This is a genomic window from Arthrobacter sp. D5-1, from assembly GCF_017357425.1.
GTDB lineage: Bacteria > Actinomycetota > Actinomycetes > Actinomycetales > Micrococcaceae > Arthrobacter.
In genome coordinates, this window is record NZ_CP014572.1 from 216536 (window position 1) to 241064 (window position 24529).

The 24529-nt window shown below is 62.8% G+C and carries 24 protein-coding genes; 9 read left to right on the forward strand and 15 right to left on the reverse strand.

What is annotated here, in order from left to right; genetic code table 11:
* The first annotated feature begins 140 nt into the window (after window positions 1-140).
* Together AYX22_RS23090 and AYX22_RS23095 are read left to right on the forward strand one after the other, a co-directional pair.
* Window positions 141-1541 (forward strand): MBL fold metallo-hydrolase, encoded by a 1401-nt coding sequence (locus AYX22_RS23090; RefSeq protein ID WP_142940386.1) that lies wholly within the window; start codon window positions 141-143, stop codon window positions 1539-1541.
* An 86-nt stretch (window positions 1542-1627) separates the two neighbouring features.
* Entirely contained in the window at window positions 1628-2917 is a 1290-nt protein-coding gene (locus AYX22_RS23095) for an MFS transporter (protein WP_142940387.1), read from the forward strand.
* Between the two features lie 124 nt (window positions 2918-3041).
* On the opposite strand, the gene AYX22_RS23100 is transcribed toward AYX22_RS23095, so the two are convergent.
* The 10 genes from AYX22_RS23100 to AYX22_RS23145 form a co-directional block, all read right to left on the reverse strand.
* Window positions 3042-3668: a DedA family protein gene (locus AYX22_RS23100; protein ID WP_187697284.1), complete on the reverse strand. Its 627-nt coding sequence runs from the start codon at window positions 3666-3668 to the stop codon at window positions 3042-3044.
* A gap of 213 nt (window positions 3669-3881) precedes the next feature.
* Window positions 3882-5231, reverse strand: a complete 1350-nt coding sequence (locus tag AYX22_RS23105; RefSeq protein WP_142940388.1) for a trypsin-like peptidase domain-containing protein — start codon at window positions 5229-5231, stop codon at window positions 3882-3884.
* Window positions 5232-5355: 124 nt separating this feature from the next.
* Window positions 5356-5607, reverse strand: a complete 252-nt coding sequence (locus AYX22_RS23110) for a hypothetical protein (RefSeq protein ID WP_142940389.1) — start codon at window positions 5605-5607, stop codon at window positions 5356-5358.
* Window positions 5608-5629: 22 nt separating this feature from the next.
* The gene (locus AYX22_RS23115) at window positions 5630-6184 is read right to left on the reverse strand and encodes a PepSY domain-containing protein (protein WP_166842562.1); all 555 of its coding nucleotides are present in this window, start codon (window positions 6182-6184) and stop codon (window positions 5630-5632) included.
* Window positions 6185-6466: 282 nt separating this feature from the next.
* The gene (atpE, locus tag AYX22_RS23120) at window positions 6467-6670 is read right to left on the reverse strand and encodes an ATP synthase F0 subunit C (protein WP_142940391.1); all 204 of its coding nucleotides are present in this window, start codon (window positions 6668-6670) and stop codon (window positions 6467-6469) included.
* Window positions 6671-6821: 151 nt separating this feature from the next.
* A complete protein-coding gene (locus tag AYX22_RS23125) occupies window positions 6822-7391 on the reverse strand; it encodes a hypothetical protein (protein WP_142940392.1) in 570 nt (189 codons plus the stop codon).
* A 2-nt stretch (window positions 7392-7393) separates the two neighbouring features.
* The gene (locus AYX22_RS23130; protein WP_142940393.1) at window positions 7394-8365 is read right to left on the reverse strand and encodes an ABC transporter permease subunit; all 972 of its coding nucleotides are present in this window, start codon (window positions 8363-8365) and stop codon (window positions 7394-7396) included.
* Window positions 8358-9245 (reverse strand): ABC transporter permease subunit, encoded by an 888-nt coding sequence (locus AYX22_RS23135; RefSeq protein ID WP_238703517.1) that lies wholly within the window; start codon window positions 9243-9245, stop codon window positions 8358-8360. The genes AYX22_RS23130 and AYX22_RS23135 overlap by 8 nt, the downstream gene beginning before the upstream one ends.
* An 11-nt stretch (window positions 9246-9256) precedes the next feature.
* Window positions 9257-9991 carry an ABC transporter ATP-binding protein gene (locus AYX22_RS23140; protein WP_238703518.1) on the reverse strand — a complete coding sequence of 245 codons (735 nt, stop codon included), beginning with the start codon at window positions 9989-9991 and terminating at the stop codon, window positions 9257-9259.
* Window positions 9992-10048: 57 nt separating this feature from the next.
* Window positions 10049-10366: a hypothetical protein gene (locus AYX22_RS23145; RefSeq protein ID WP_142940395.1), complete on the reverse strand. Its 318-nt coding sequence runs from the start codon at window positions 10364-10366 to the stop codon at window positions 10049-10051.
* Window positions 10367-10446: 80 nt separating this feature from the next.
* Here AYX22_RS23145 and AYX22_RS23150 point away from each other — a divergent pair, with 80 nt between their 5' ends.
* Window positions 10447-11889: an ATP-binding protein gene (locus AYX22_RS23150; RefSeq protein ID WP_142940396.1), complete on the forward strand. Its 1443-nt coding sequence runs from the start codon at window positions 10447-10449 to the stop codon at window positions 11887-11889.
* 104 nt (window positions 11890-11993) lie between these two features.
* Here the strand turns inward: AYX22_RS23150 and AYX22_RS23155 are convergent, their stop codons facing one another.
* Entirely contained in the window at window positions 11994-12698 is a 705-nt protein-coding gene (locus AYX22_RS23155; protein WP_142940397.1) for a response regulator transcription factor, read from the reverse strand.
* Between the two features lie 112 nt (window positions 12699-12810).
* Between AYX22_RS23155 and AYX22_RS23160 the strand changes: the two genes are divergently transcribed.
* The 3 genes from AYX22_RS23160 (at window position 12811) to AYX22_RS23170 (ending at window position 17037) form a co-directional block, all read left to right on the forward strand.
* Entirely contained in the window at window positions 12811-13578 is a 768-nt protein-coding gene (locus AYX22_RS23160; RefSeq protein WP_238703519.1) for a phosphatase PAP2 family protein, read from the forward strand.
* Between the two features lie 22 nt (window positions 13579-13600).
* On the forward strand, window positions 13601-16195 hold the full coding sequence (locus AYX22_RS23165) for a DUF2156 domain-containing protein (protein WP_238703520.1): 2595 nt from the start codon (window positions 13601-13603) through the stop codon (window positions 16193-16195).
* A gap of 128 nt (window positions 16196-16323) precedes the next feature.
* Window positions 16324-17037 carry a VTT domain-containing protein gene (locus AYX22_RS23170; protein ID WP_142940398.1) on the forward strand — a complete coding sequence of 238 codons (714 nt, stop codon included), beginning with the start codon at window positions 16324-16326 and terminating at the stop codon, window positions 17035-17037.
* 1189 nt (window positions 17038-18226) lie between these two features.
* On the opposite strand, the gene AYX22_RS23175 is transcribed toward AYX22_RS23170, so the two are convergent.
* Window positions 18227-18520: a hypothetical protein gene (locus tag AYX22_RS23175; RefSeq protein WP_142940400.1), complete on the reverse strand. Its 294-nt coding sequence runs from the start codon at window positions 18518-18520 to the stop codon at window positions 18227-18229.
* A 498-nt stretch (window positions 18521-19018) separates the two neighbouring features.
* Between AYX22_RS23175 and AYX22_RS23180 the strand changes: the two genes are divergently transcribed.
* Window positions 19019-19294, forward strand: coding sequence for a hypothetical protein (locus tag AYX22_RS23180; RefSeq protein ID WP_142940401.1), 276 nt, complete (start codon window positions 19019-19021; stop codon window positions 19292-19294).
* A gap of 65 nt (window positions 19295-19359) precedes the next feature.
* Window positions 19360-19752, forward strand: coding sequence for a hypothetical protein (locus AYX22_RS23185; RefSeq protein ID WP_142940402.1), 393 nt, complete (start codon window positions 19360-19362; stop codon window positions 19750-19752).
* Window positions 19753-20188: 436 nt separating this feature from the next.
* Here AYX22_RS23185 and AYX22_RS23190 read toward each other — a convergent pair whose 3' ends face one another.
* The 3 genes from AYX22_RS23190 to AYX22_RS23200 form a co-directional block, all read right to left on the reverse strand.
* On the reverse strand, window positions 20189-20644 hold the full coding sequence (locus tag AYX22_RS23190; RefSeq protein WP_142940403.1) for a hypothetical protein: 456 nt from the start codon (window positions 20642-20644) through the stop codon (window positions 20189-20191).
* A gap of 1049 nt (window positions 20645-21693) precedes the next feature.
* Window positions 21694-22272 carry an RNA polymerase sigma factor gene (locus AYX22_RS23195; protein ID WP_142940404.1) on the reverse strand — a complete coding sequence of 193 codons (579 nt, stop codon included), beginning with the start codon at window positions 22270-22272 and terminating at the stop codon, window positions 21694-21696.
* Window positions 22273-22507: 235 nt separating this feature from the next.
* The gene (locus AYX22_RS23200; protein ID WP_031216440.1) at window positions 22508-22897 is read right to left on the reverse strand and encodes a heavy metal-responsive transcriptional regulator; all 390 of its coding nucleotides are present in this window, start codon (window positions 22895-22897) and stop codon (window positions 22508-22510) included.
* Window positions 22898-23069: 172 nt separating this feature from the next.
* On the opposite strand from AYX22_RS23200, the gene merA reads away from it, so the two are divergent.
* Window positions 23070-24512, forward strand: a complete 1443-nt coding sequence (merA, locus tag AYX22_RS23205; RefSeq protein ID WP_011691634.1) for a mercury(II) reductase — start codon at window positions 23070-23072, stop codon at window positions 24510-24512.
* The last annotated feature ends 17 nt before the right edge of the window (window positions 24513-24529 follow it).

Sequence of the window (24529 nt, forward strand, 5' to 3'; positions counted from 1 at the left end):
GCGGGCCCGCACAGTCTCCTGCAGGCTGTTCCGCAGAAGATCGGGGAAGGGGCCGCAGCCTCGTTGCAAAATACCCCCAGGGGTATCTATGCTGGACTTAGAACAACCTCCAAGCCTTATCAATCGAAGGAGATCACCAGATGCTTATCGAGCGTATTTACGATGAAGACCTCGCCCAGGCCAGCTACCTGATCGGCTGCCAAGCCAACGGCACCGCCGTGGTTGTCGACGGCCGCCGCGACATCGCCGTCTACCAGGAACTGGCCGCGAAGAACGGCATGAAGATCAGTGCCGTTACTGAAACCCACATCCACGCCGACTACCTTTCCGGCACCCGCGAACTCGCCGCCGCCACCGGCGCGAAGATCTACGTCTCCGGCGAGGGCGGCCCGGACTGGCAGTACGAATTCGACGGCGAACGCCTCTACGACGGCGACACGATCACCATCGGCAACATCAGCATCCAGGCCGTGCACACCCCGGGCCACACCCCCGAGCACCTGTCCTTCCTGGTCACCGACGGCGCGTTCAGTGACCAGCCCGGCTACCTGCTCTCCGGGGACTTCGTCTTCTCCGGAGATCTCGGCCGGCCGGACCTGCTGGACGAGGCAGCCGGCGGCATCGACACCCGCTTCGAAGGTGCAAAGCAGCTCTTCGCCAGTCTGCGGGACAAGTTCCTGACTCTGCCGGACTACGTGCAGGTCCACCCCGCTCACGGTGCCGGCAGTGCCTGCGGCAAGGCCCTGGGCGCCATCCCGTCCTCCACCGTGGGCTACGAGCGGCTCTACTCCTGGTGGGGGCCGTACCTCGCCGCGAATGACGAACAGGGCTTCATCGATGAGCTCCTCGACGGCCAGCCCGACGCGCACGCCTACTTCGGCCGGATGAAGCGGGAAAACCGTGAAGGTCCCGTCGTGATGGGTGAGCGCACGCCGCTGCCCGAACTCGCAACCGGCATCCTCGCTGCAGGCCTGGCAGAGGACACCCTGACCTTCATCGACACCCGCTCCAACAGTGAGGTCCACGAAGGCACCGTAGCCCGTTCCCTGAACGTGCCGGCAGCCAAGGCCGTGGCCAGCTACGGCGCCTGGGTAGTGAACCCGGAGACGGATAAGAACCCGCTGGTACTGCTGGCACAGGACCAGGAACAAGCTATGGACATGTGGGACCACCTGGTCCGGGTCGGCATCGACAACATCGCCGGTTACGTCACCAGCATCGAAGGGCTCCCGATGACTACGCCGAAGCTGATCCAGCCAGAAGAGCTTCAGGGTTTTGACGCCGCCATGGTCGTGGACGTCCGCAACCGCAGCGAACACATCGCCGGAAACATCCCGGGCTCGTACCAGCTCAGCGGTGGCCGTGTCATGTGGCACCTGGACAAGATCCCCACTGACGGAACCATCGTGACCTACTGCCAGTCAGGCGTCCGGAACTCTGTCGCAGCCAGTGCCCTGCGCCGGGCCGGATACGACGTCGTCGAACTCGCCGGCAGCTACGCAGCCTGGATTGCTCAGCAGAACTCAGTCGCCACGGCCTGACCAGCCGGAACACCTCAAGACCGCCCGGGCAGGGCCCCACCTGCCCGGGCACCTTTATGCCCCGGCACGAAAGGGAGTGCTCCGGAATGACCAGAAAAATGGCGGCAAACAGTGTCGCTTCCATCGATGCTGTGCTGGGCCTTCGGCAAAACCTGGCACAGTTCATGCTTCTGGTGGCAGTCAACGCCTTGGTGGGCGGCACGCTGGGCCAGGAGCGCACCGTGCTGCCCCTGCTCGCTTCCCAGACATTCAACCTGGACCTGTACACCAGTGCTCTGACTTACATCCTCGCCTTCGGCCTGTCCAAGGCCGCGACGAATTACTTCGCGGGAACGCTCTCTGACAGGTACGGCCGCAAACCCGTCCTGGTCGCGGGCTGGCTTGTAGCAATCCCAGTCCCGCTCATGCTCATCTTCGGCCCGTCGTGGGGATGGATCGTTGCGGCAAACCTGTTCCTCGGTGTCAGCCAAGGCCTGACCTGGTCCACGGCCGTGATTATGAAGATGGACCTGACCGGCCCGAAACAGCGCGGCCTTGCCATGGGTCTGAACGAAGCGGCAGGCTACCTCGGAGTCGCCGTCACTGCCCTAGCGACCGGGTATATTGCCTCCGCGTACGGGCTCCGGCCAGGCCCGTTCCTCTTCGGAGCCGCCTACATTGCCCTCGGGTTAGGCCTGTCAGTTTTGAACGTGCGCGAGACACACCACCACGCCAGGACGGAAGCCTCCCAGCACGTCAGTGCACACAGCAGTGCCCATGCCGGCCTCACCACAGGCCAGGTTTTCACCCTCACCAGCTTCAAAGACCGCTCACTCTCCGCAGCCAGCCAGGCAGGACTGGTGAACAACCTCAACGACGGCCTCGCCTGGGGCCTGTTTCCTGTCTTATTCGTCAGCTCCGGGCTAAATCTGAACCAGATAGGGATCCTTGCCGCCGTTTATCCCGCGGTCTGGGGAGCCGGGCAGCTCTTCACCGGCGCCGCCTCAGACCGGTGGGGCCGCAAATGGTTCATTGTGGCCGGCATGATCGTCCAAGCCGCGGGACTCGCGCTGGTCGCCGCCTCCCGCAGTTTCGGGCCCTGGCTCATCGCCTCAGTCCTCCTCGGGCTCGGAACGGCCATGGTCTATCCCGCACTCCTTGCCGCCATCGGGGACGTAGCCAACCCCACGTGGCGGGCCCGTTCCGTCGGCATCTACCGGCTCTGGCGTGACGGCGGCTTCGCCGTAGGGGCACTCTTGTCAGGTCTTCTCGCTGACTTGTATGGGATTCCCTCAGCCATCGCCACCGTCGCTGCACTCACAGCCGCCTCCGGCCTGGTGGTCGCCGTTCGAATGCGCGGCAAAGACCACATAATCGGGGTGGACACTGGCCCTTAGCCCGACACGTCAGCCCCGAATGACCCCTGCACGGACGGACTAGTGTCAGCGGTCAGCGGATAGGCAGTCACGACACATAGCGACAAACAAAACGCCGCCAAGCACCCCAGGCACACGCCGTGTTCTATTCTTTGGGTGCGGAGACGTCCTTGGCGGAACGGCGCCGGCGGGCGTGCCATAGAAGAAGGCCGGCAAGAACGATCACCGCCATGGCCAGCGCGGTTCCTTGCCCGGCCAGCCGGGCAATGCTCTGGTACGAGTTACCGGCGAGGAATCCCAGCATGACCGCGCCGGCTCCCCAGATGAGCCCGCCAGCTGCATTGAAGGTCAGGAACCGCAGGTAAGGCATGCGCGCCATCCCTGCCAGAGCGGGCATCACGGCGCGGAAGAACGCCGTGAAGCGGCCGATGAACACGGCCGTACCGCCCCTTCGACGCAGCAGCTCTTGGGCTTTGGCCACCTGCGGCTCCTTGCGTGCAACCATACGAAGGCGCATGATTCCAGGTCCGAAGAACCGTCCTATCTCATAGCCGACAGTGTCGCCGGTGATGGCCGCGACCACGACCAGAACGATCACCAGCCACAGCGGAAGCCGCCCGTGGCTTGCCAGGACCCCGCCGAGAATGGCCGCTGTTTCCCCCGGGATCACGAAGCCCAGGAAAAAGGCGTCCTCGGCGAAGACCAGAGCGAAAATCAACAGCGCCGCCAGCACCGGGCTGAGGTTCAGAATGCTGTCGACAAACTGGGACACCGGACGTCCTTTTCTCGTGATTTCCTCTACCTGGTTCAACGTTGGAACCGGCTGAGGTTCCCGTCCGGGGGCTGCCTGCGGCACATCTGCTTCAACCGCTGGCACCACCGTGGGAGGCCGCCTACAGCCTTTTCCCATCGGCGAAGACGCTTCGAGTGCGTGGATCATCGGCCGGGTACAGCCGCCGCTTTCGGGTCTTGGGGGTGTTGAGGCTTAGGGCTGTACGGGCTCGAGCGTGGCGGTCAGGCTCTGTTCGTGGCTGTCCCGGATGAGGGTTACGGTCACCGACGCGCCGGCGGGTTGTTCGTGCACTGCTGCAGTGAGTTCGGCGGTGTCCTGGACCGGGTGGTTGTTGATTCCTGTGATGACGTCGTCTTTCCGGATGCCTGCTTTTTCTGCTGCTGATCCGGAGGTGACTTCGGTGACGGCGGCGCCACGGGAGAACACGGAGCCCTTCGCCGCGGCGTCCGTGGTGGCTTTGATGCCGAGCTGACCATGGGTTGCGGTCCCGGATGCGATGATCTCCTGGGCGATTCTCTTGGCATTATCGATCGGGATGGCAAAGCCGATCCCGACGTTGCCTGCCTGTGTGCCGGCAGTGCCGGCGGAGGGGGATGCGATGGCGACGTTTACGCCGATGACCTCGCCCCGGGCGTTGACCAGGGCTCCGCCGGAGTTGCCCGGGTTGATGGCCGCGTCGGTTTGGATCACTTCCAGGCTGGGGTTGCTGCCGGACGCCTGTGAGGGGATTTTTGCGGTGCTTCCCGAGGCGGTTTGCGCCGGTGGTGGTGGTGCCGCGCTGATGGTCCTGTTTAGGGCCGCGACGATTCCTTTCGTCACCGTCCCGGACAGGCCCAGCGGTGTTCCGATCGCAACGGCGGTGTCGCCGACATTGATTTTTGACGAGTCTGCCAGGACTGCCGGGATCAGGGAGGGGGCCTGGATGCGGATCACGGCGAGATCCGCGAGCGGGTCCGCGCCTACCAGGGTCCCGGCGTAGACGTGGTTGTCGCTGCTGCGTACCTGAATGACCGGTGTGCTTGTGGCGCCGTCAAGAGTGACCACGTGTGCGTTCGTGAGGATGTCTCCTTTGGCGTCGAGGATGATCCCTGACCCGATGCCGCGGGTGGTGCCTGAGCTGACGGCGAGGGTGACGACGCTCGGTGTGGCCTTCTGTGCTGCCGTGGCGACGGTATCGCTGGTACCGGTGTTGTTCACCACTATCCGGGATGTTCCCGGCGAGGTGGACACCCCGGCCGTTGCCGGGCCGTCCAACAGCGCGTCGGCGCCGGCTGCGACCGTGCCACCGACGAGGGCGGCAATGACCAGTGAGGCGGCGAAGACGGGGGTGCTGCAGCGCCATTTCCTGCCGGTCGGGCCGGGAGCCGGGGGCGTCGGTGGACGGAGGTTAGTGACCGGTGGGGCGAACTGGGAGGGATCGGCATGGGCCGCGTCATCCCACGGGATGGAACCTTGACCCGGGTACACCCACGGGTCAGGGCCGGGGCCTGACTGCGCCGGATGAGGCCCACGGGGGCCAGCGGAATCTGGGGTGTGTGTCATCAAGTCCGTCCCTGTGACTGTGCTGCAGGGGATTCCCTGCAACAGGAAAGTGGGGTATCCGGCACCGGCAGGTGAAGCCGGCGTCGGGAATGGGGCAACCGGTACCCCGTCAGGTTTAGGGTCGTTATTCTCCGGAGGAAGCGGTGCGGTTCATCAGGTGCTCCAGCAGCGCTGCTTCGGGCCGGTCGGGGTTCCGGGAAACACATTCCTCCAACTGCTCCCGGTTTCGTTCGGCCCCGGCCGTGGTGTCGGCCAAGATTTCATCGATAAGTTCCCGCGCCTGCTCCTGCAATGTCGTTTTTGGGTACCTGGCGGTGGAGGAAGGAACAGAGACCGGCCCGCCCCCGCTTCCTTCCTCCACATCGTTTGGTTTCATCAATTTCCTGTGCCCGGAGGCCTTACTTGGTGCCCGGAGTACTGGTGTCCGGTGTTTCGTTGGACTCCGTTTCGGTAGTGTTTTCGGCACCCTTCTGACCGTTCTCCTGTGAGTCGGCCGTTTCGGTGGCAAGTACGGTGGCGTTGCCGGCGTCGATCTTCACTTCGTGCACGGCACCGGTGCTGTCTTTGACCGTCACTTCGTACACCAAGGATCCGTTTTCGTCACCGAGGTGGGAGGCCGTGGCAGTGGAACCGGGCAGGGAAGCCGCAGCGGCCGTTTCAGCGGCCTTGGCATCGATGGTCGCCAGTGCGGTCAGGTTCCCGGATTCTTGGGCGTCGGATTGCTCCCCTGCCGTTTCGGGGACGGTAATGGAGCCTTTGAGCTGTGGTTCCTGCTGGCCGGCATCGGACTTCCCACCATCGGCTGTGCTGCCGGTGGCCGGCGACGTGACCGGAGGCGATGGTGTGGTGCTGGCGTTGGCCGCTGAAAGCCCGACGACCGCGGTGCCGCCAACGAGTGCCAACCCGGCAAGTGCCCCGATGAGGGTCTTGCGTTTGGGTGAGGTGTTGTCCATGATCGTGCCTTTCGGAGAGTCGTAATCAACGCCGCCCGGGTCCGGGTGGTTTCTTCGGCGCCTACAGCCAGTCTCGACCGCGGGCCCTTAGAGGACGCTGAGGGGTCCTGAGAATTCCCGGCAGCCGGACACATGCGGAGAGTACTCAGGACACGCGGCCGGCAACCGCATGAGAGGCCAGGAGCGCGCTGGCTCAGTAGGAGAGGCTGGTGTCACCGCACCGTCCAGGCGGTCTCCTTTTTTGCTGCGCCGGGTACCCGTGTCGGGGCGATGTCGCCGGGATCAGAGGACGAACGCAAAGACGAGGCCGAGGATGGCAAGTGCTTCTGTCAGGGCAAGTCCGAGGAATGCGATGGGTTGAAGAATTTTTTGTGCTTCCGGCTGGCGGGCCACGCCGTTGATATAGGCCGCGAACACGAGCCCGACACCGATGCCCCCGCCGATGGCGGACAGGCCGTAGCCGACGAGGTTGAGACTGCCTTTCATGGTTCTACCTTTCAGTCGCCCGTTTTCGGACGTGGAGTTCATGGTTAGAGTGGCGGCCGGTTCTGTGCCCCGGCTCGGGAACCGTGCACCGGTTTCGTTCCGCCTGTTGCTTTGGCTGGGGCCCGGCAGGGGGCGGGTCCGGGGTTCAGGTTCAGTCTGTTTTTTCGCCGGTGCCCTGGGCTTTGGTGGCTGTTCCTTGGGCGGGGGCGTAGCCGCTGGCGGCGGCTTCGATGCTGATCTTCACTTCGTTGGCGGAGCTGCGGTAGAGGCTGTATTTGTTCTCCGGGTAGTGCCCGGTGCCGGTGCCGTTGTCGAAGTAGATGGTCGTGGCCTGTCCGGGGGTGAGGGTGAGCCCGTCAAGTTTCTGGTAGTAGGACTCCGTGGTGCCGGTGGTGGTGTCTTTCATGGTGTAGTACACCTCCAGCCCGGTCATAGGGGCGGTGCTGGTGTTGGTGAGCGTGAACTGGAGCCGGTCTGCAAGGGCTGCCTTGGTGGTGGGATCGACGTTGTTTTCGGCCATGACGTCCGTGATCGTCAGCCCGGTTTTGGTTCCCGTGGCGGTGATGGGGTTGGTGGTGACAGGCAGGACAGTGGCTGCGGAGGGGGTGGCCGAGGGCGCTGCTCCGGGCTGTGCCGGGCCGGTGATGGTGGCCTGCATGATCAGGACGGCGGCCACCAGCACCGCGACGAAGGCTCCCAGGCTGAGGAGTGCTTTTTTCATGGTCAGGTGACCTTTCTGAGTAGTTTGGTGCGGGTGGCTGCGAGGAAGGATCCTGTCAGTGCGGTGATGAAGCCGGTCATGAGCCAGAGGGTGTTGTTGAACGTCCCGGCCCAGATTAGGTTGAAGGGTTGCCCGTTGTATTGGTCTTTGATGCCGAGCCAGGCGAAGAGCGGGCGTTCGAATTGTTTGGTCATGGAGGTTTGCTCAATGAGGTCCCGGGCTGTTTCGTATCCGCTGAAGTTGGCCATGATGGCCTGTTCGTGGGTCTTATCGACCTGCAGGCTGGCGAAAAGGCCTCCGGGGATCTGGTTGTCAGGGTCCATGGTGTCCCCGATCTGGGGGATCACGAGCACCACGACGAGCCAGATGACCAGGGCCAGGATCAGGCCGGAGGCAGGGGTCCGTGTTAATGCTGCGACGGTGAATGCCAGCAGCGACCACATGGTCAGGTACAGGGCGGTATGGGCCGCGGCAACACCAAGTCTGACGTAGTCATCGCCTTGCAGGGGCGCGTTGGCCAGCAGCAGCAGAGTTGCCGTGATCACAGCGAACAAGGCCCCGGCCACCGCTGTCCAGAGGATGCCAACGGCCAGGATCTTGCCTCCGGCGAAGGTGTAGCGGCCCAGCGGGCGGCTGAAGATCAACTGCAGGGTCCCGTTGCCCCTTTCCTTCGCCACGAGCCCGTACCCGAGGATCACCGCGAACAGGCTGCCGACGATTTCCAGATATTCCATGCCGCCCCGGAGCATTTGCAGGGCCGCCAGCTGCGGCGGGGCGGTCCCGGCCGTCCCGCCGCTGCTGCGCAGCGCGGCCACATAGTTGTTGTAGTCATCGATCTTGATCCGGAAATCCGCTGCTGCGACCAGGACCGAGAGCATAACAACGGCGGCGAGGAACACGATAAGAGAGACCAGGGCGCGGCTGCGGGTGAGGTCTTTGAGTTCCTTCCCGCACAGAATCAGGGACTTAGGCATGAAGTTCGCTCCTGATCCGTTGCCGGTTCGTGGCCAACAGCACCACACACACCACGGCGAGGACGGCTCCGAGGATCAGCACCGGAGCCGCCACGGAGCCGGACACGGCCTGATCCTGGAGAATGATCGCGGCGGCGTGCTTGAACTGCTCACCCACGGACAGAGGGCCGGTGAAGCCGCTGGTGACCGCGAAGAAACCCATCGGGGTAGCAGCCGGGGCCGGGACTGGGTTCAACAAAGACACCGGCAACGCTGCGGTCCCGGCCAGAGGCAGGATGAAGATCACGATGCTCCACAGGACAATGGGGGCCAGCAGCGCCGTGGTGGTCGATGATGTGTGAAGGCCGCTGAGCATTCCCAGTACAAGGAAGGGCATCAGGAACAGCCACGCCAGGGCGTAGAGGCCCGCAAGCCGAAGGGATTCATCCCAGGTCGGCGGGGCGCCTGTGACGATGGCGATCCCGGTGAAGGTGAGGATGGCAGCTGCCGCCAACAGGAGGGCGAACAACGCCGCGAGACCGGTGAGTTTGGCCCCCAGGTAGGTGGCCGGGCTGATGTTGCGTGACAGGACCAGATCGGCGGTGCGGGCACGCCGGTCCCGGGTGGTGGACTGAACGCCGGTGATGATGGCCAGCAGCGCCCCGATCACAATGATGTAGATGACGTTGTTTCGTGCGTAGTAGAGGGCCGGCAGCCCGTCGAAGGGGTTGTGCGCCGTTGTCAGACCCTGGGCGGCGACTTCGCGGTAGACGTCGCTGACGGTGGTCTTGGCGCTTGAGCCGATGAACGCCGACGCCGCGGTCATGCCCAGAAACACCGCCAGGACACCGCGGGGCAGCCGCTCACGGGAGATCGCGGTGATTTCCTGTCGGAGAGTCACCGTCCAGATGTTCACGGCCGGGCACCGGCTTCGATGTGCAGGTAGATGTCTTCCAGCGATTCCTGGTCCGGGAAGGCATCCAAGGTCGCGGCCACGGAGTTGTGGTAGATCAGGTTGCCCGAGCTGAGGATGCCGATGCTGGTGCAGGTCTTGGTCACTTCGGCTAGTAAATGGGTGTTCATGAAAATTGTGATCCCGAATTCCCGGTTCAGGTTGATGATGATTTCACGCAGTTTCGCCACGCCCTGCGGGTCAAGGCCTGAGGTGGGTTCGTCCAGGAACAGGACCGAGGGTGTGTGCAGGATGGCCTGGGCGATCCCTGCACGTTGTCTCATTCCCTTGGAGAAGGTTCCCAGTCGCTCCCGGCCGTGACCGGTGAACTCCACGGCCTCCAGTGCCGCTGCGACCATCTGCCGTGGCCGGTCGACACCTGAGAGTCCGGCGAAGAAGAGCAGGTTCTCCTCCAAGGTGAGGTTTCCGTAGAACTGCACGTTTTCGGGTAGGTACCCGATGTTCCGGCGGACTTGGGCTGCTTCTTTGTCGATGTCATACCCACAAATCCGCCCGGACCCCGAGGACGCTGGAAGCAGCGTCGTGAGGATGTTTACCGTCGTGGTTTTGCCGGCTCCGTTATGACCCAGGAGACCGAAAATCTCGCCCTCGGGGACACGAAGGGTCAGGGGGTTCAGCGCGGTGTCCCTGCCGTACTTCTTGGTCAGTTGCGTGGTTTCGATTGCCATGTCCATGCGGCAACCGTAAAACCGGGCCGCTAAGAGCGCCCTGAGAGAACCGCAGGCCAGGGCTCAAATGCTTCCGGAGTCGAAGCGGCCCAGAGTGTGCGGGGCCGCCTCAAGATGTTCGCGCTCATCATCGACCAGCCGTTCCTCGCGGTGCAGTTCCTGCGGGAAGCCCTGCGGAATGACCGGATCAGCAGGTCCATGGGCTAGGCTTGCCGGGCCGCGGCCCCCGTTGGGGGCACGTACCGGCGCGGTCGCGGAAACCGGAGCCGCGGATGAGGCCCGGTGGTGGGAGTGTTCGGCCCCGGCGGCAGCCCCGATTCCAAGAGCCGAGACAACGGCCAGGGTCAAAGCGGCGGTCAGAGTCGCACGGAGCTTCTTCATACCCCCACCCTTTCGTGGTTTTGCTGAGAGAGGGCTGTGCGCAAGTTGTTCGAACGACGGGGGTGACCGATCCTTGGATCATGAACCAGGACAGCTCCGCGCCCGCTGCACCCGGGGACGCAGAACCCCGGAAACGGTGGGGCATTCGTAAACGCGCCACCGCAACCGCGATGGCAGTTGTTGCAGCGGCCTTGGCGGTGGGGGGAATCATTTTGCTCGTGTTGCTGCAGACCTCGTTGATCGCCGCCACGGAGAGCGCGGCCAGGCAAAAGGCCCAGGATGTGATTACCCAGATCAATGATCAGGATGTCTCCGAAGCGGCCCAATACATTGCCTCAACGGCCCATTCGGGCCAGATTGTTCAGATCCTGGACCCGGCCGGCAAAGTCCTGGCCGCCTCTGTTCCGGCGGCGACGAAAGAACCGCTGTCGGATTTACGGCCCGGCCCCGGACAAACCCTGACCCGGGACGTGACCAGCCTGCAAAGCATCGGTGATGAGGATGAATTCCTGATCATCGCCAGCGGGGCACAGGACGGCACCGGAACCTATACCGTGCTGGTGGCAGCCACCGTCCAGGTTCAGGCGGATACCGTCGCGACAGTGGGATGGTTCGTGCTCGGAGCCACCCCCGTGCTGCTCGCCGTTGTCGGCGCCGCAGTCTGGATGCTCGTGGGCCGGTCGCTGCGTCAGGTCGAGCGGATCCGGGGCCAGGTCGCAGCAATCAACGCCCAGCGCCTGGACGGACGGGTGGAGGTGCCACCGACCGGAGATGAGATCCATGCCCTGGCGTTGACGATGAACGAAATGCTTGAGCGGCTCGAAGCCTCCGACCGTGAGCAGCGCCGGTTCGTCTCCGATGCCAGCCATGAACTACGCAGTCCCTTGGCGACCTTGGGCGCCGGGGTGGAAATCGCTGCCGCCGACCCCTCCGGGGAAACGTGGAACGGAATGAAAGATGTCCTGGCCGGGGAAACAGCCCGGATGCGGTACCTGGTCGAGGATCTGCTCACCCTGGCCAAAACCAATGACGGGACGTTCTCGGCAAAGCACACCGATGTTGACCTCGATGACGTGATGGACCAGGAAATCCGGAGACTCCGTTCCACCAGCCGCCACCGGATCACCGCTCACCTGAGCCCTGCCCGGGTGAGCGGGGACGCCCGACGCCTAAGCCAGGTAGTACGCAACATACTGGACAACGCCGACCGCCACGCCCACTCCTGCATCGCCATCGGGCTGGCCGCCGGACCCGCCGGCGCCGTGCTCACTATCGACAATGACGGCCCCCCGATCCCTCTGCCGGAGCGGGAACGGGTCTTTGAGCGTTTCGTCCGACTCGATGAAAGCCGTTCCCGGGAAAGCGGCGGCAGTGGACTCGGACTGGCCATTGCCGCCGGGATCATGGCATCACATCATGGGACGGTCCGGGCCACCGAAACAACGGAGGGGAACTGCCGTTTTGAACTCACATGGCCCCCCGCGGCCGACCCTTCCGGACCCGACCCCACCCGCAGGTCCTGACTGCGGAAAGTGCCCCGAACCGCGGCGCAACGTAACCGGCACCGGGGCCGCGAACACTCAAAAGGAAACTCTCAAAAGTGGTCTGCGCCCCGCTCCGGGGCGCGTCAGGTCCCGGATGTGCCCGCTGACCTGCCGGGCTTGTCCGCGGTGATCTGGTACCCCATGCCCCGGACCGTGGTGAGGGTCTGCACGCCGAAAGGCCCGTCGATTTTGCGCCGCAGATAGCCGATGTAAACTTCCACGACGTTGTCGCCGCCCTCGAACGCGGGGTCCCAGACGTTGTCCAGGATTTCGTTTTTGGACACCACCTGATCGTGCCGGCGCATCAGGTACTGCAACAGCCCGTATTCCCGTGGCGTGAGCCCGATCAGTTCGTCGCCGCGTCGGACACTGCGGCTGACCGGGTCCAGGCTCAGCGTTCCCAGTGTGAGCACCACTGGCCGTTCCGGGGCGCCGCGGCGCATGAGCGCCCGGATCCTGGCCACCAGGACGAGGAAGCTGAAGGGCTTGGTCAGGTAATCATCGGCGCCCAGATCAAAAGCGTCCGTCTGGTCGTACTCGCCGTCCTTGGCCGTCAGCATCAGCACCGGGGTCCAAATTTTGCGTTCCCGGATTTCTTTGAGGACGTCGTAGCCGTTTTTCAGTGGAAGCATCAAATCCAGCAAGATCACGTCATAGGGGTTCTCGGTCGCTGCCCAGAGCCCGCTGACCCCGTCATGGGTGACATCGACCACGAAACCCTCGTTGGTCAAACCCCGGCGGACGGTCTCAGCCAGCATTTTTTCATCCTCTACCAGCAGGATTCGCATCTCCTGGCTCCTTTCCTCGTTGGAAGGAAGTATCACGGACCCCACCTGAGCCAAACCTGAGGAACAAACGGGGAAGGTTCTCTCAGCATCTTCTCAGCGCCGGGCCGCCAAGGTGGAGGCAACACCCTCCTACACCTCTAAGAGTCTGGATTACGCCGTGGACCTTGCCGCCTCCCGCCAACCGGGGACATCCCTGGGACTACGGTCCTGGTGGTGGATCCCCGCGGGCATCGTCATCTATGCGGCCGCCGTCGCCGGGGGACTGACCGCCAAATCCTTTGGTCCTTTCACGCCGGAGCTCGGGCTCGACATCGCCTTAAGTCATGGCCGCAGCGCCGCCCTGGTCGGCATCAGCGAACTGATCAATTTCGGGATCAGCCCGCCGGGAGCGATCATCCTGTCGTTGCTGCTGTGTTCCTGGCTTTGGTGGGGCAAAGGCAGGCCGCTGCAGGCTGCGGCGTTTGGTTCGGTCGTTGCCGTCGGATGGCTGAGTTCAACTGCCGGCAAAATCCTCGTCTCCCGCTCCCGGCCTCCTGGTGAGGCTGTGACCGCCCTTGTACCGGAAACACGGCTCGATAGCTTTCCTTCTGGTCACACGGCCTTTGCCATGGCCATGGCCCTGGCCTTTGTGATCGTTGTGGCACGCACCCGGGCCCAGAGGATCATTGCTGTTGGCCTCGGAGCAGCGGGTGTGGCTCTGGTCGCTTTCTCCCGGCTCTACCTCGGGGTCCATTATCTGAGCGATGTGGCAGGGTCCGTGGTCATCAGTACCGCAGCCATCCTGGCGTGGTTGCCGCTGTGGAACAATCTGATAGCACCACGCCTTGCCCGTACCGCGCTGATAGGTCGTCTGGAGCGTGGACGGCCCAACGGTCCATAACCGGACTCCGGGAGGAAAGCCAGTGACAACGCATCTGGATAGCCCGGACGCGGCACAGCGGAGGCGGCGTCTTTGGCGCAGGGTCCTGGGCAACGTTGCCGCGGCGCCGGTGAGCATGGGTTGCGTGCTGGTTTTCTGGGTCTCGGGGGCCGCGGTTGCGGGGTTCGCTGATGGGTCCCGGGTTTCGCTGGCCGCGACGGCCCGTTCTTTCCCGGACCATTGGTGGGTGCTGTTCAGCTCGGCTTTCTGGGCCCGGAACCTGGCGGGCTACCTGCTGGGTACTGTGCTGCTGCTGACGGTGGGGGTCCTGGTCGAAAGACGCATCGGCAGCCGGCGGTTCGCAGCGGCCGCGGTGGCTGGGCAGGTTCTCGGAGTGGCTGCTGCGACGGGCTTCGTGGCTGCCGCAGCAGGGGTTATGGGTGATTGGACCCGGCAAATGAGCGGGCACCTTTTCATGGGACCTACCGCCCTGGTTTGCGGGGCACTGATGGCCTCGACGACGTCCATGACGACGCTGTGGCGGCGCCGCGTCAGGCTTGTCGTTTTTGCGCTGCTGGGGTTGCTTGCCCTGTACAACGGCGGTTTCGCCGACCTGGTCCGGCTTTTCGCCGCGATCGCTGGTGCTCTCGTAGGACCGGTGCTCTCCGGCCGGAAGCCCCGGACACCGCATCCTGTCAGCTCCCGGCACGAGGGGCGGGTGCTGATCGCCCTGCTGGTCGCCATCACGGCCATCGGACCGGTCGTTGCCGGCCTGGCCCCTCACGCGGTCGGCCCGTTGTCGGTGCTGCGGTTTCTTTTCACGAACATCCAGCCCGTTGACCCGCAAACCCTGCAAACCCTGTGCACGGACCCAGCCCAAGCCAAAGACTGCGCGTCCGCCCAACTGCAGCTACGTGCCGGGGCGGGTGGAACGTTCATGGCAGTCCTTCCCTCATTCCTGCTCCTTCTGCTCGCTGATGGACTGCGACGTGGCCGCCGCTTTGCCTGGGCCGGGACGCTACTCATCCAAGTTGCGCTCTCAGCCATGGCCCTGGTCACCATCATCGGCGTCCTGCAACCCACTGCCCCGGACACCGCCGCCACCGAGGGCCTCGCGGCCATGGACGCCGCCGTCTACGGCCATCCCCTCACCCTGGCCCTTCCCCTGCTGGTGCCGGTCATGCTCTCGGTCCTCCTGCTGAGCAGACAAAGACTGTTCCCTGTCCACGCCCCGCACGGGACCTACCCGCGCCCGGCGGCCCTGATCGTAGCGCTGGCCCTAGTCTTGGGATTGGTCTATCTCGGGGCAGGCCTGGCCACGGCCAGGGATTTCACCCCCGCACCTGGGGCGGGCGAACTCCTGGCCGACATCCCCGACCGGTTCCTGCCCCTTGGCTATATGTTCGACCTTTCACCCGCGTTTGTTCCTCAAAGCACCGCGGCGGTGGTTCTGTATGAAGGGATTGGCATTGTTTTTTGGGCCATCACCGGAGTTGCCTTGCTCAGGACCTTCCTCCGGCCGGCCCACGACCGGTACAGCCTTGATGAAGCCCGGGCTCGGGCCATCATCAAAACCCACGAAGGCGGGTCACTGTCCTGGATGACAACGTGGCCCGGCAACAGCTACTGGTTCGCCTCCTCCGGCCAGAGCTTCCTCGCCTACCGGGTCATCGGTGGCATCGCTCTGACCCTGGGACCCCCTGTCGGCCCCGGCAGTGCACAGGAGGAGGCCTTTGACGAATTCACCGCCCATTGCGCCCTTAACGGCTGGAGCCCGTGCTTCTACTCCGTTCCACAGGAACTGAAGGATCACGCCGCCGCCAGCGGATGGGCAAGCGTTCAGGTAGCCCAAGAGACCATCCTTGACCTGGAAAACCTAAGCTTCAAAGGAAAAAAATTCCAAGACATCCGCACGGCCATGAACAACGCCACCAAGGCCGGCGTCCGGGCCGAATGGACCAGCTACCCCGCAGCAACCCTGCCGATCCAGGCACAAATCCAGGAAATCTCCGAAGAATGGGTCGCAGACAAAAAAATCCCCGAAATGGGCTTCACTCTTGGCAGCCTCGATGAACTCAACGACCCCGACATCCGCTGCCTCATCGCCATCGACAACGACAAGAGAGTCCACGCCGTGACCTCATGGTTGCCGGTCTACCGTGACGGCGCCGTTATCGGCTGGACGCTTGACTTCATTCGCCGACGCACCACCGGTCTACGCGCCAGCGCCGAATTCCTCATCGCCTCCGCGGCGATCACCCTCAAAGAAGAAGGCTGCGAATTCATCAGCCTCTCAGGAGCCCCGCTGGCACAACCACCCTACAGCGACCGCACCACCGACCCGCCACCGGCCCCGACCGGCATGGACCGGCTCCTTGACCAACTCGGCACCACCCTCGAACCCATCTACGGGTTCCGGTCCCTGCTCGGCTTCAAAGCCAAATTCCAACCCCGATACGTGCCCCTGTACATGCTCTACCCCGACCCCGCAGCTTTGCCGGCCATCGGAAACGCTGTAACCCGCGCCTACCTCCCGGAAGTGCGCTTCGGACAAGGAATCTCCCTCGCCCGGACCCTGCTCCGGATCCTACTGACCAAGACGCCAAAATCCCGGAAAAACCCCTCACCCCGGCCGTGATCTCCCCGAAGGACGCCCCGCCGGTCCCCGGGACTGCCACCTCCCTGGACGCACCTCTTGCCGGCGGCCATGAGGGAACCTGAGAATTCCACAGGAATCTCTCAGGAGCGCCGCCATAGCCTGTCCCCATGGACATCACCAGAACCATTTCCGCCCTCGGAGCCGGCCGTGTCGGGACGGGACTGCTCCCGGACTGGGCAGACCCTGCCGTCATACTTCACCAGCCCGCCCTGGCACCCTGGCTCCTGGTCATCATCGGTGGTGTCGTCTTCGCCGAATCCGGGCTGCTTGTGGGGTTCTTCCTTCCGGGGGATTCACTCCTGTTCACCGCGGGCCTGCTCGTGGCAACGGGGACCCTGAACATCAACATCTTCCTTCTGGGGATCATCGTGTTCCTGTGTGCGTTCGCAGGCGATCAAACCGGGTACCTGATCGGAAAAAGAACAGGACCAGCCCTGTACAGAAAGCCCGACGCGAAACTGTTCAAACAAGAACACCTCACCAAGGCCCACCAATTCTTCCTTCGCTACGGCGGACGCGCCGTCATCCTCGCCCGGTTCATTCCGATCGTGCGGACCTTCACCCCCGTCATCGCCGGAGCAGCGAACATGAGCTACCGGACATTTATCCTCTTCAACGCAGTTGGAGCTCTCCTCTGGGGCATGGGGATGACGCTGCTCGGATTCTGGCTCGGCCAGTACGAATGGATCGGCAAGAACATTGACATCATCTTTATCGCCGTAGTGCTCCTATCGGTGCTGCCAATGATCATCGAAATCGTCAAAACGCGCCGCCGACGTACACGGCGGCCGGCCCAGGAAAGCGACTCCCACCACCCGTAGACTGCCGCCGCTCCAAACAACCCACCTCAAGGGCACCGCAGTCGGCCCGCGACGACTTGCGTTATCAGCCTCAACTCGTCTTCTGTCCCGGGAACGCCGATCGGATTCCCGCGCACAAGCGCCACATCGGCTACGTCGCCCGGACGGCACGCTCTTCTGCACTTGACAGGCCGACAAAACACAGCCGTCGCCTGGATTCCGGAAAGCTCGACGGGCGGCCGGCAACAAACGCGTGACTGGCGCGCCTAGGCCCCCGCGACCCCGATCTATGCCCCTGGACTCGCCGTCCTCTACGCTCGGCGCGTACCTCCGAGCCGCCACCCGCCGGCCGGTAGCCACGGTGCAGCGAGAGTGGGTTCAAAAAGTTTCAAAACGGAAACGAATAGGATTCACGTAATGGACTTTTACGCATGGCTCTGCCTCTTCTTAGGACTTGTGTTGCTGCCCGCAGTAACGTGGCACGTCCGCAGGAGGAGACAACGCCTCTTAGGCCGGTTGCAAGACAGAAACCGGCGGTGGTCGGCCCGATTTCGCGAGGACGCCGCAAACTCTCATGACAAAATAGGGCGCGGGTTACGCGAGCACAGGCCCGACATCGCCAAAGAAACCGGGTCTGGCACAGCTTTCATGGCCTAACAACTCAGCAAGTCACTCTGACGGGGTGCCGGCAGGGTGAAAACATCATCGCTCCCGAATACCGGCGCTTACATCTCTGCCCGAGAACGAACATCGCCACCAACTTAGCCATGCATCGCTCTGACGACCGGCCTTACTGCAATGCCCGCAGCGGCCAGGACGGACATGGCCTGGCCCAGAGGCGGCGGGTTCGAGAAGCATGGCGCCCCGGCTGCGGCCTCCAATTTGCTTGACGATGTCCAGTGAAGAAATCCGTCCCATTTGGGTTCTGAATATAGGACGCCCGGCAGTGCGCCCGGTCTGGGAAACGTCTTGACGAGTTTCGCCAGGGCAACCGCAACCGGTGGTTGCAGTGCCCGCGGGATGGACTCGTCCATGCGCCCAGCCTAAAGGATCAGGACCAGAACGGACCTTCGCTGAGCTTCGGCCTGTAAAAGCTTCTTTCTGCCTTACACGCGGGCCGGATCACAGCAGAGAGTCTTGTAGACCTCGCCATGCTTGAAATTGCCGTCGGAAATAGAATCCGGGGCGGGCGGCCACACGGCGGCACGCCCTACTGGGCATGGTTGTCCTTCGGACCTTCGGCCGTCTCGTTCATGATGCGCCCGATGGTGGCAGCGATCGCCCGCACTGCCTCAGGGTCTTCGACCCACGAGCTGCCGTTGCGGCTGCAGGCACGCAACGATGTCACCTTGGACGCCGCGGTAGTCTGCCGCAGCTCCGCCCAGGCGGCCTCCAGGTCGGCCGATTCGTCGGCGGTCAGGGTCCTTCGTTCCTCGACTGTCCGCACAGCCACGGACGGCTCCGGTGCTTTGCGGCGCCTGCTCAGAATGTTTCGCAGTCCCACGTGCCACCTCTCCTTCTGACATAAGTGTCCCGCCTGGGATTGGGGGAAACCAGGCGGGACAGGTTCACCGTACCAACCCAGTCTGACAATGCGCGGGGAGAAGCATGCTCGCGGGGCTCGCACTCCTTTTGGGCGTCCACTCCGCTTCGCTCCGTGGCCGGCTGTTGGGCCCGGTCCCGACGTCGCAGAGCTCCGCCGTGCCCGGTCCTGTTGTGTCTACGACGTTTTTTGGCTGCTGTCCTTCGGATTGCACGTGTCCGCTCCACCCCGTCTAGCCCCTCCGCAGGCTCCGGGGCCTGCGGTGCAGGAATTTCCCTCCGGCGCTCCTGCGTCGCTTATTTCCTCCGGGAATTTCCTGCACCTTGCCCAAGGGTAGACAGGCCTCCGTCGGCCACAGCTCCGCAAGCTTCGCCAGCAGCCAAAAAACAACGGAGGGAGAGGGGAACTGGCCGGTCACCATTGGCCACCCCACCCACCACCAGCAAAGGACCGAGGACAATGACCGAAAACCGCACCATCGCCAACAGCCCGGCCCAAGCCGTGGTCTTCCTCGAAACCCTCGCCGCAATCGTTGAGAAGTCCCCCGTGGCCTACAGCGCCAGCGCAGCCGAAGACCTCGCTGCACACATCCGCGGCATGGCCGAAGCCGTCAACGCCGAGGCCCACGTGAACCCAGCCGTACTGGGCACCACCCGGCAATACGCGGCGCTGGACTGGCACAACGAAGCTATAGCCGTCCTGTTCGCCGCAGAACACCGCCCAACCTTCCACTAACACCAGCCGATGGACCGTTCGCCTTTCGTGGGAGGACGGTCCCCCGGAAATCAGGAGACGAGACCATGGCTGAAAGCCTCGAAGTACAACAAACCGCCGAAGAGATCGAATGGTTTCCCGCGCGGGAACTGGTGGACGCTATGAAAACCGAAGGCCTGGAACTTCAAGTCGGACAGACCGGCGGCGGTACAGCCACCTTTTTCCTTCAGGAGGAAGGCCGCCACACCTTCCTAATCGGCCCCGGATCCTTCAACTGGAATGACCCCTTGGAATCCCAGTTCACCACGGCAGAGCTCTACTACGGACCGGATCACTACGACGACGCTGGCGAACCGATGGAGTTCGCCGACGATGAAGAGAAGACCATCACGCCGCGAACCCCGATGACGGATATCGCCGAAGAAATCGCCACCAACTTCCGTCGATTCAACACCCGAGATTCAGCCAGCGCCGCATAAGCCGGGTGGGCCGTTCGCCTGTGTGGGCGGGCGGCCCGCCGCCCAGGACGAACCACAGCAACCAATCACCAGCGGCGGACCGCCGTTCAACGCCACCAAGCACACGGCCGCCAAAAGGCGCGCCCGGCCTGCCTCCAGAAAGTCTCTGACATGGGACACCATCTGAAATCGCAGCACCGTCCTGTTGCCGACATGCGTTCCCTGGCTGAATAGTCATTCACATCAAGGGAAGGAATGTTTTGTGGCCATCGCGACCAGTCCGAGCATCAAGTACAAGTGCGGGCATACCCAAATGCAGCGGCTACTACGCGGCCCGACCGTCTGAACTTTTTCCGGAACAGGAGAATGGACGGGAGTATTGCTACTCCCGTCCAACTATTTCTATTGAAAGACTACCAACGACCTAGAGCGAAGCGTCGGTTGAATCGCTTCTCCTTTACTTGTTGGCCGTTCCCTGGGCTGCATCAATTTCTGACTGGGTTGGGGGCGTGACTGTGAAGGTTCCCACTTTGGTTTTTCCGGTTTGGTCGTAAAGGTCTATTGTCACGGTCTTGCCGGCGTTTTCCCGTTGCCATGCCACGGCCTCGTCGGGACTCTTGAATTGCGGCTGGTAGTTCAACTGCTTCGTATAGACGTAGCCTTTGGTGCCATCGTCACCGACGGCAGCGATGAGGTCGGGCTCTGTTTCTGGCGAGATGGCTTTCGCTGCTGAACCATACGTCAGGCCCGAGTCGTTGCGCGGATATTCCGGGGCCGGACCTTGCGGGAGGTCCATTCTCTGTTCGGCAGCGGTGATTGTGCCCTGTACAGCTACGGCGGCGGTGCCCCCAAGAGCTAACGATGCCAGGATTGCGGCCCCGGTTGAGATCCGGACGATATGTTGTTTTCTCATGTTGTTCCCCCTAGACTCCGTTGACCCAAGTGCTCTGAGGTGCGTAGTAGTAGTTATAGCCAGAACCGTTCCATGCGCCCGTTACTGACCATCCGTAGTAAGCGCTGGGCAGGGCACATCCGCTACCCTGCGTGACAACGGCGAAATTGCTAGACCAGCTTCCGGTGTAGATATTGCCCGTTTGCTTGCAAAGCTCACCGGTTGCCAGAAATAGCCGAGCATTGGCGGACATGTATCCGGCAGGTACCGACGAGGTTGACGTGGGGGCAACGGCTGCGACGGCGTAGGTTCTCGTCGATGCCCAGGCCTCAGACACGTTCTTGTAGCTGTATCCGTTGACTGGTCCGTAAAATCCATTCAGTCCAGTGCCTGCATTGGCCGCCGTGATACCAATTAGTCCAGCGAATCCTACAAAGAACGCGCAAGCGGCAGCAATTAGTGAATTATGCCATGGTCTTTTCATGAAAATCCCCCAAGTCGATTTGCCATCCCCATGATGGTGGCTCGAACCTATACGAAGAGAGGCTTCAACACAATGGTCAATTTGTGATCTAATTATCCGGGTGCCTCAAACGTGCCTATCTGAGTTTCGCCGTCTTGGAGAAAGACGGGAATTTGCCGTGTTGGGCGAGGCGTCGAAAAGTTCTTTGCAGCATCGGCGGGGCTTGTCGGCTGTGGCCCTTCCAAGTCCCGCGAGAGTACGTATCCGCTGGCGCCGTTTGTTGCCACAACGGCGACCAGGTCGGGTGGGATCGGACTGTCACCCTGGACTCCGTACGTCTGACCCTTCTCATTTACAGGCCACGCCGGCACGGTGGCGTAGGTGGGTGAACATGGCCCAGCCACTTGGCATGGCAGGGCGATCCAACCCAGTTGGCCTGTTGAAGCCAAAGCTCCGGCTCCAAGGGTCAGCGACCCAGCTATGACCACCCCTACGGCAACTGCCCGCGCGCTATGCCTGCGAACCTTTGCTGTGTCGTCTCGGACATTCTGGAGCAGAATGTTGCGAACGGCTTTACGTCGCGCTTCGTCAAACTGGACTTCAGGATTCATGAGAGGCTCCTAACCAAACTGATGTCGGGAGATGTTGATCCGACCATGTCGGCGAGTCGGGATTTGGCTCGATGGAGACGCGATTTCACGGTTCCGTGGGGAATCTTGAGCACCGTGCTGGCCTCCTTCGTCGTGAGGTCTTCAAGTACGCAGAGAGTTAAAATCTCTTGTTCCCTCCGGGTTAGCCGGGCGAATGAGTGTCGAACGATTCGTTCGATTGAAACGCTGGAAATTCGATCGCTAACTTCATCTGCAGGATCAGGCTCATAGTCGACCGCCGGAAGCTGAGAGAGCATCTGTTGGTGCCTTCGTCGCGATCGTTCCCAATTTCGGACTGTGTTGTTGGTAACAACCAAGAGCCAGGCAAGTATCGATTCGTTGACCATCCTGACACTCCGGCGTTTCCTCCACGCCTCCATGAAAACCAGAGCAGTCACGTCCTCGGCGTTCTCTCTCGAACCCACCACGCGAAGACTATGACGAAATACTCGACGGTAATGCCGATCGAAAACTTCCCCAAAAGCCTCGGCGTCTCCTTCTTGAGCGCGTCGCCACAGTTCCTCATCGGTACTCATACCTAATAATGTCCGGTACCACGACTTTGGTTCCAAAACAGGTGATTGTGTCAACGTGATCGGAGCCCACTAGGACGGCCCGAACGGTACCCACCCGTCGGACGTCCGGGGATGATGTTGTGAGGGTGTCTAGGGGTTCTTGGCGTGGTTTCTGGGTCTGTGAAAACACTGCCGCGGGTTGGGACGATACCCGGGGTCCCGGTTGTTGGAAGCTGGCGTCTGGCGGAGTAGTGCGTCAGAGGTAGCTGCAGATTTGTTCGGGATCGCAGCTTGCGTCGGTCCCGGACGCGGCAGTGGCGTGAAGGCCGGCGACGATGGATCGCAGCGCCATTAGTTCAGAAATCTGGTGGTCCAGTTCGGCCAGCTGGTTGGAGAGAAGGTCTTGGACGTGGGCGCAGGGGGCTTCTCCGGCGTCACGGAGGCTAAGAATTTCGCGTATTTGGGTCAGGGCGAGGCCTGCGGCCCGTCCGCGGCGGATGAATTCGAGCCTGGCCACGGAGTCGTCATGGTAGTCCCGGTAGCCGTTAGAGGATCTTTTCGCTGCCGGGAGAAGCCCGCTGTCCTCGTAGAAACGCAGCGTCTTGGTTGTCATCCCTGCCGCTGCCGCGGCCTCACCGATACGCATCATGAACTCATTTCTTAGCAGGCGGCCAGGACGGCGATTCCTTGACATTCCAGTGTAGGGGAAGGTTGAGAATGGGATGCAGAGCTGGTCTTCGGTTGAAGGCTGCACATGGCGGTCGGTTGAGCAACAGGTGTGCTGGCGGCTGCTTCCCTTCCATCTTCAGGAGTCCCTCGTGTCGGCAGCATCTTTCGATTATGACCTGGCCATTATCGGTTCCGGCGGGGCTGCTTTCGCTGCGGCCATCCGGGCAACCAGCCGTGGCAAGCGGGTGTTGATGGTGGAGCGCAGCACTGTGGGAGGCACGTGCGTGAACACGGGCTGCATCCCGTCCAAGGCCCTGCTGGCCGCCGCGGAAGCCCGCCATGTCGCCCTCGATGCTTCCGGACGGTTCCCCGGTATCAGCACCTCCGCAGAGCCGGTGGATATGCCCGAACTGGTCGCCGGGAAGCGCTCACTGGTCGAATCCATGCGGTCAGAGAAGTATGTGGATCTCGCCGCGGGCTATGGATGGAACCTGCAGCGGGGGACGGCGGTGTTCGCCGGAACCGCAGCCGCACCGGTTTTGAACATAACCGCCCCGGGCGGAACCACCGAGACAGTCAGCGCGGAACACTACCTGGTCGCGACCGGCTCCACCCCCTGGATCCCTGAAGTGCCGGGAATGGACGAGGTGGATTATCTGACGTCCACGAGTGCGATGGAGCTGCAGGACGTTCCCGCTTCGATGCTGGTGGTGGGCGGCGGGTATGTGGCGCTGGAGCAGGCGCAGCTTTTCGCCCGGCTCGGCACGGAGGTGACCATCCTGGTCCGGTCCAAGCTCGCCTCGGCCGAAGAGCCTGAAGCCGGGCATGCCCTCGCCGGTGTCTTCGCCGATGAGGGCATCCGGGTCGTCCGTCGAGCGACAGCGTCCTCGGTCCGGACCGATGAGGTGTCGGGGGACGTGGTCGTGGATGCTTCCGTCTCAGGAGGAAACGAGGAATTCAGGGCCGCGCGCCTGCTCATGGCAACAGGCCGGCGCCCGGTCACGGAGGATTTGAACCTTTGCATGGTCGGCGTTGAAACCGGGGACCGCGGGGAAGTCCTGGTCGACGGGAGCCTTCGCAGTACTAATCCGAGGATCTGGGCCGCGGGTGATGTGACGGGTCACCCGGAGTTCGTTTATGTCGCCGCCGCGCACGGGGCCCTGATGGTGGAGAACGCCTTTGAGGGTGCCGGGCGTGAGGTCGATTACCGGCACCTGCCCCGGGTCACGTTTACCAGCCCTGCCCTGGCCGCTGTCGGGATGACGGACAAGGAAGCGAACCAGGCAGGGATCCGGTGCATGTGCCGGGTTCTGCCGCTCAAATTTATCCCTCGCGCGCTGGTGAACCGTGATACCCGCGGCTTCATCAAGATCGTTGCCGACGCGGACACGGGTCGGATTGTAGGGATCACTGTCGTGGGTAAGGACGCCGGGGACATCGCCGCCGCAGGGATTTACATTCTGGAGGCCGGGATGACCGTTGATCAGGTCGCGAATCTCTGGAGCCCCTATCTGACCATGGCCGAAGGCATCAAGATAGCAGCCCAGTCCTTCACTACTGACGTCTCCAAACTGTCCTGTTGCGCGGCATGAAGTGGTCAACGACAACC